The organism is Treponema zioleckii, from assembly GCF_014737315.1.
Classification (GTDB): domain Bacteria; phylum Spirochaetota; class Spirochaetia; order Treponematales; family Treponemataceae; genus Treponema_D; species Treponema_D zioleckii.
This window is the reverse complement of the sequence record NZ_JPUF01000030.1, coordinates 40,533-47,198: the sequence shown is the minus strand read 5'-3', so window position 1 is coordinate 47,198 and position 6,666 is coordinate 40,533. Positions and strand designations below refer to the sequence as shown.

The window sequence follows — 6,666 nt, the reverse complement described above, 5'->3', positions numbered from 1 at the left end:
TCACCGCGTTTCGCCCCACGGACAGTAATTTTAACCAAGCTCTCACCCAAAGTTGCGAGCCTCGCGCGAGCAACAAAACCAAACTCACTAAACGCGGCTCTCCTTGCCGCCGCGTTTAGTGAGCCCCTGCAAGTCCCGCCCACCAAAGCGCGAGTTTTTCGCCAGAAAAACTTGCGGGAAACGCTAAAGCTAAACCCAAATTCTCAAAGCTAATTCACCGCGTTTCCTTTGATTTTTTCATTAAAAGCTTTTAGCGAACTTTCAACATCGGCACCGTTCCAAATGTCAGTAAGAACGCCGGTACTCTCGTTCCAAAATTTTACCATCGCAGGAATCGACGGCATCGGGAATGCATAATCAAGTTGCTTCAAGAATCCTGAAATATACGGACTGTTGACATTCGTGCTGATTGCAGGCATTGAGCCTGTCAAATTGAACCTAAGTTGCTGCATTTCTGGCGAAAGAGTGAATTCCAAAAAATCCGCCGCTTCTTTTGGATGAGCGGAACAAGCCGTAACATACATCACGCGAGTTCCGCTAAATGAAGCCGCCGGGGTGCTCTCTCCAGGCAAAGCCGGAATTGTCGTTACGCCAAAATTAATTCCAGCCTTTTCAAATGCTTTTACGTTCCACAAACCTGTTATGTACATTGCCGCATTTCCAGAAGCAAAAAGATTGTCGCACGAAGAAGTGCTAAGCTCAGTTTCCTGAAGTCCCAAACTCTCTCTCAAACTCTGAAAAAACTCCATTCCCTTAATCGCCAGCGGAGTGCTCATATTCGGATGGGATGAATCCACGCCGCTCTCGCCGTAAAGCCTATTTCCTCCGGCAGTCAGAAAGATTATCGAATAATAGGAAGCCGTAACGTCCATTACAAAGCCAAGTTTTCCAGGATGACTTTCGTTAAAGCCCTGAACCCATTCAACCAAATCTTCCCAGGATTTTGGAACATCATTCTCCCGAATCAAATTTTTATTGTAAAAAAGAGCGTAAGTTTCCGCACTCACAGGATATCCGTACATCGTTCCGTTGTAAGTAATCGCTTTTGTGCATGACTTTAAAACTTTATTTGCAACCTCCGAAGGATTTTCTGTGGGAATAACTAATTTTTTTGCAACAAGTGAACCCAAAAGATCGTGGGGAGCCGCAATAATGTCAGGTCCGATTCCCAGCGGGGCGTCATTTTCAAGCGCATCGGCAGTATTGTGAAGTTCCACATTTACAAAATCGATTCGCACATTCGGATGCTCGGCAGTATAAGCCTGTCTAGCCTGCTTAATGAACGTGTCAACGCCATCTTTTGATTCCCACACACGAATGTGAATTTCGTCTTTATTTTCTTTTACGCTTCCGTCCCGGTTTTGACCGCAGCCTGTCATGAACACAAAAGGCAGTGTCGCAAGTGCAAAAACAACATATTTTATTCTATTTACAATCATCTTCTCACCTCGTTTTTAAACCTGGAATTGGTCAACCTGTCCGCCGATTTCATTGATTGAAGCCGACATCTGGCTTGAAATATCAGAAAGTGCGTTTCCAGTCTCAATGATTGACTTAGCACCGTTTTCCATGCGATCCATGTTCTGCTTTAGTTCAGTGGTTGAATCCTGAAGGTTCTTGATTTCCTTCAAAATCGCCGCATTGCCCTCAGACATTTCGTTTACAGCCGCAAGAACAACGTCGGTGCTGTCGTTCATGCTGTTCAACGACAAGTTGATTCTTTCGGAATCCTTGTGCTGCTCATCCATCGCATTCGAAATTTCCTGAACAAGATAATCCGTCGCCTGAATTTCATCACTTACATTTTTAAAAGCAACCCTGGAATCATTTGAGGCGACAATGATTTCTTTGATTGATTTTTGAATATGGCCAAGCTGCTCGCCTATTTCTTTTGACTGTGCCGTAGAAATTTCAGAAAGCTTTCGAATTTCATCCGCAACCACAGAGAATCCCTTTCCGGTTTCGCCTGCGTGCGCCGCCTCAATCGCCGCATTCAACGCGAGCAAATTAGTCTGGCTCGCAATCTCGCGAATCGTCTTGTTCGCGTTTCCGAGCATTTCTGACTGCTCACCAACAATCGCAATCTTGTTGTTAACGTCTTCCTGCTTTAAAACTCCGCTATGAGCTTTTTCTTCAAGATTCTTGAACGAATCTGCCATCATCGCAACCGAACGATTTACCTTCGAAATATTCTCGACCATGGCAAAAACAGCATCGTTCGCAACTTTTACGCTGGCCGACTGATTTTCAACCATTCGCTCAAGGGACTCAATGTTCGACGCAATTTCGTGAACCGCACTCGCCGTCTGCTCAACGCTCGAAAACTGCTGGGAAGTTCCTTTTCTGGTCGCATTGATGTTGTCGATAATAGTTCCAATCGATGAAAGAGTGTTTTCGGTGTCATTTTTAAGAAGATTTCCAACTTCAAAAAGAGTGTTCTTGGATTCCTTCATAACTTTGATAATGCTCTGAAGTTTTGCAGTGAACGTGTTGAACCCATCCACAAGCTCCGCAATTTCATATTCCGTTTTGATTTTGATTCTTTGCGTCAAATCGGCTTTGCCCGAAGCAATCTCGCTAATGCTGCTGCTCACACGCTTTAACGGTCGTAAAGTTCGAGAAAGCAAGATGCCGGAGAGCGAACCTATCAGTATAGAAACAGCCGTTATGATTATCATTCGTCCAAGAATCATGTTGAGAACCGCAAGAGCCTGACGTCTGTCCTGAATTATTCCCAAGTGCCACTCACCGTTGTTAATCGAAATGAACGACAAATAATATTCCCTGCCGTCCATAAAAAACGTTTCAAGACCAGTTCTTTCCTGAATCATTTTTATCTGCGCTTCGCGAAACTGGCCGAATCTTCCGCTCGGAGCATAATTCGGGTCGTGAATGTTGTTTTCGAGTCTTGAATATCCAGTGTAATCAACGCCAGCCATTTTTTCGCCGGCATCATTTATAATAAAAATAAAACCGTCGTAATCAAGTTCGATTGACGAAGTGATTTTGTTCGTAAAAGACGCGTCCGCAACACCTGAAAGAACACCAATCACTTCGCCAGAATCGTTGTGAAGCGGGCAGCTAATTACGACGACCATTTTTTTATATCGCTCGTCATACACAAGGTCAGAAATATTCGCCGTCCCAGAAAGCGCCTTTCCGTAATAGCTTCTTCCGCCAACCCAAATATCGTCTCCGTTCGTGGAGTGAGCCATTCCGTTCGGATTTCCAACCTCGAACGATTCAAACCCAACCCGACGGGCCTCTTCCCTAAGAACAGGATTCTGAATGCTCCAATCCATAGAACGAATATCTTTTCGTTGGGCAATCGCCTTTACTTCACGGATGTATGCGTCAATCGAAAGTTCAATCAACTTTCCAGCATCATCACGGCATTTTGCCATTGTACTCAAAACCTGATTTGTCTGAACTTTGTCCAAAATAACAATCGAAAATGTTGTAAGCAAAACACAAATAAGAATAACAAGAAGAACAATTCGCATGACAATCATGAATGAAAGTGTTTTTGTCTTCATAAAAACTCCCCAAAAAAAATAAAAAATAAAAAAAACTAATCAGAGAATTATACGAGTGAAAAATGTAATCAATATAAAAAACTTCCAATAACACAGTAAAAAAAACGTTATTTTCTAAAATAATACTAAAAATTTCTAGTTTTCTTTCCGAAATAGAGTTTTTATTAAAACAAACTTAAATATTTCAATTTACACAGAAATTTATAAGCCTTTTTGCATTTTACCTCTACAGATATTCAGTTTTTATGCTATACTGATTAAATATTTTCGCGTACAAAAGGTTCCTCAAAAATCAGGAGACAAAATGGAATCGATTCAAAAAAAGAAAAAACTATTTGCGCCGGCAAGTTTTTATTTTGGCGCACTTTCAATCGCAGTTCCAATAATGCTGCAACAGCTCATTCAAAGTTTGGTTTCGCTAATCGACAATTTTATGGTTTCGGGTCTTGGAGACGTTTCAATGTCCGGCGTAAACGTCGCAGGTCAGGTGCTTTTTGTTTTTATGGTCTTTGTGAACACAATCTGCATGTCGGGCGGAATTTTTATGACCCAGTTTTTTGGCGCAAAAGATTCCGACGGAATGAAGCAAGCATTCATTTTTAAACTTGTGATGGGTTTTGCGGCGGTAATTCCGTACTTTCTTGTTTGCATAGTTTTTCCGCGGCAAATTCTCTCACTAATGCTAATCGGAAACTCTCAGGCTGAATTGATTTTGGATGAAGGAGTAAAATACATCCGAATCATGTTTTTTATGGGAATTCCGATGACGATTTCGGTGTGCATAGCAAGCTCGCTCCGCGACATGGGGCAAGTAAAACTTCCGCTGCTCGTTACGATTGTTGCAACCCTTACAAACACAGTGTTCAACTATCTTTTGATTTACGGAAATTTCGGTTTTCCGCACCTCGGCGTTCAGGGGGCCGCAATTGCCACCGTAATCGCCCGCTCCGTTGAATTCATAATATTCATCGTGATTTACACAAAAAAGAAGCCCGAATTTGCAATAAAACTCTCACAATTCTTTAAAATTGACAGAAAGCTGTTCAAAGAGATTTTAAAAAAAGGCGCGCTAGTCCTTTTCTGCGAAATGGTCTGGGTTGGTTCAGAAACGCTCGCAAGTGCAATCTACAACGGAAAAGGCGGAGCCGACGTAGTTTCTGGAATGTCGTCAAGTTTTGCAATCGCAAATCTGTTCTTCATTGCCTTCAGCGGAATTTACAATGCAACTGGCGTAATAATCGGAAAGACTTTGGGCCAAGGGCAGCTAGAAAAAGCTCGCCAGCAAAAAACATGGCTTTTGTCGGGTGCGGCGATTTTTGGAACGTTCATGCTTTTCTTCGGTCTTGCAACCACGCTCATCGTTCCGATTGTGTTCGGAAGACTCAGCGCAAGTGCAATCACAATTTGCAAGCACATGGTAATCTTGATGTCATTTTTTATGCCAGTTTGGGTTTTTATGAATTCCCAGCAGGCTGTTGCCCGTGCAGGCGGAGACACCGCAATGGGAGCATACACGGACGCCACAATCACAATTTTTGTACTGATTCCAATGGTGATTCTTCTCGGAAAACTCACAAAAATAAGCCCCGTAAACTTGTTTTTCTGCATCAAACTTCTTGATGTAATAAAACTCGTGGTCTTTCACTTTTGGCTAAAAAAAGAACGCTGGCTAAAAACGCTGGCAAACAAATGATAGGTTCAATTTTGAGTTTTTACAAAGCCCGTCATTCCGAACTCGATTCAAAATCCATAAAAACAGATGCAGAATTTAAGTTCGGAATGGCTGTTATTTTAGATTCAATATACTAGTCAAGTTCCAGACGCATTAAAACCAGTTCTTGGTAGCCAGCCGTGCGGGAAGAAAAACCGCGCGGATTTTTGCCATACTCCTTAAAGCCAACACTTTTGTAAAGCGAGAGCGCGCTAGCATTCTGCGCCACAACATCAAGTTCAAGCTGCATAAAACCAGCCTTTTTTGCGCATTCAATGCACGATTCCGTTAAAGCCCGTCCAATTCCAAGATGCCAAAAAGATTTTTCCACGCTGATTCCAAACTCTGCGCGGTGCTTAACCTTGTATTTTTTGCCGACAGCTCCAATTCCCGCAAGCCCCGCAAGTTTTCCGTCAACAACCGCTACAATCTCTATTTCGTTTTCGCTTTCAGTTTTTTCTTTTAGGAATTTTGACTCTTCTTCGGGATTCATGTTGTTTTCATCCGGATAGCTCAATAAAAAATCCGTCTGTGCGTGCATCAAATTAAAAATCTCAAAAACCGCCTCACCGTCTTTTTCAGTGCCGTTTCGTAAAAGGCATGTCCGCCCGTCTTTTAAAATTACAGTCTTATTGTATTCCATTTTTACCTCACCACTTCATATCGCAGCCGAATATACGAACCTTTCAAAAGTTTGCAGTCAATCAATTTTAAAACGCCCAAAGAAGAAATTTCCTCTTCCGAAAGCAGGGATTTTCCGTCAATCAAAGTTGCAGTGTCTTTTCCGCCCACAAGAACAGGAGCCACCACAACGTCAACGAAGTCAAAAAGCTTTTCGCGCAAAAAAAGAGCATTCACCGTGCCGCCAGACTGAACCGTAAGCCTGTCGCAAGCAAAATTCTCCCGAAGATATTCCAAAGATTTTTGCAAAGAAAATTTTTCTTGATAAAAAATATGCAGATTTGATTCTTTTATGTTGAATGCAGGATGATTTTTATTTGATGTAAGAAGGACAAATTCTTTTGAACGGGCACAAAAATATTTTATGCCGTGCTCCGTCAAATGCGAGTTGTCAAGAATCACGAACGAAACAGGCGTTTTTTGCGGCAGAGTTTTTTCGTTCACGCCGATTTTTGCCTGAACCCGACCAGTGCAAAAACTCCACAAATCCGTGGTCTGCTCGATTTCGTAGTACTGAAAAAGCCCCTCTTTAAGCCCCTTAATTTTTGGAAAGTCCTTGTCAACATCAAGAGCGTCCGAAGCACCCGTACTGATTTTTCCGTCAACACTCATCAGCATAAAAAGCGTAGTTAAAGGTCGATTCATTTTTATCCCCGATTTTTTTTATGAGCCGATTTTACATTTTTTCGATGAAATCTTCTATATTTTCCAGCGACTGTTTTGTCATTCTGAAGGTTC

5 protein-coding genes are annotated in these 6,666 nt (G+C 42.2%); 1 reads left to right on the top strand and 4 read right to left on the bottom strand.

Going from position 1 to position 6,666, the window contains the following annotated elements:
- Positions 1-209 precede the first annotated feature (209 nt).
- Complete coding sequence (locus JI65_RS09290; protein WP_242457208.1) at positions 210-1,439, bottom strand: sugar ABC transporter substrate-binding protein; 1,230 nt, start codon at positions 1,437-1,439, stop codon at positions 210-212.
- 15 nt (positions 1,440-1,454) lie between these two features.
- On the bottom strand, positions 1,455-3,536 hold the full coding sequence (locus JI65_RS09285) for a methyl-accepting chemotaxis protein (RefSeq protein ID WP_191015578.1): 2,082 nt from the start codon (positions 3,534-3,536) through the stop codon (positions 1,455-1,457).
- Positions 3,537-3,840: 304 nt separating this feature from the next.
- Between JI65_RS09285 and JI65_RS09280 the strand changes: the two genes are divergently transcribed.
- The gene (locus JI65_RS09280; protein WP_191015575.1) at positions 3,841-5,229 is read left to right on the top strand and encodes an MATE family efflux transporter; all 1,389 of its coding nucleotides are present in this window, start codon (positions 3,841-3,843) and stop codon (positions 5,227-5,229) included.
- 112 nt (positions 5,230-5,341) lie between these two features.
- Here the strand turns inward: JI65_RS09280 and JI65_RS09275 are convergent, their stop codons facing one another.
- Together JI65_RS09275 and JI65_RS09270 are read right to left on the bottom strand one after the other, a co-directional pair.
- Positions 5,342-5,890: a GNAT family N-acetyltransferase gene (locus JI65_RS09275; protein ID WP_191015572.1), complete on the bottom strand. Its 549-nt coding sequence runs from the start codon at positions 5,888-5,890 to the stop codon at positions 5,342-5,344.
- Between the two features lie 2 nt (positions 5,891-5,892).
- Positions 5,893-6,573: a dihydrofolate reductase family protein gene (locus JI65_RS09270; protein WP_191015570.1), complete on the bottom strand. Its 681-nt coding sequence runs from the start codon at positions 6,571-6,573 to the stop codon at positions 5,893-5,895.
- Positions 6,574-6,666 lie beyond the last annotated feature (93 nt).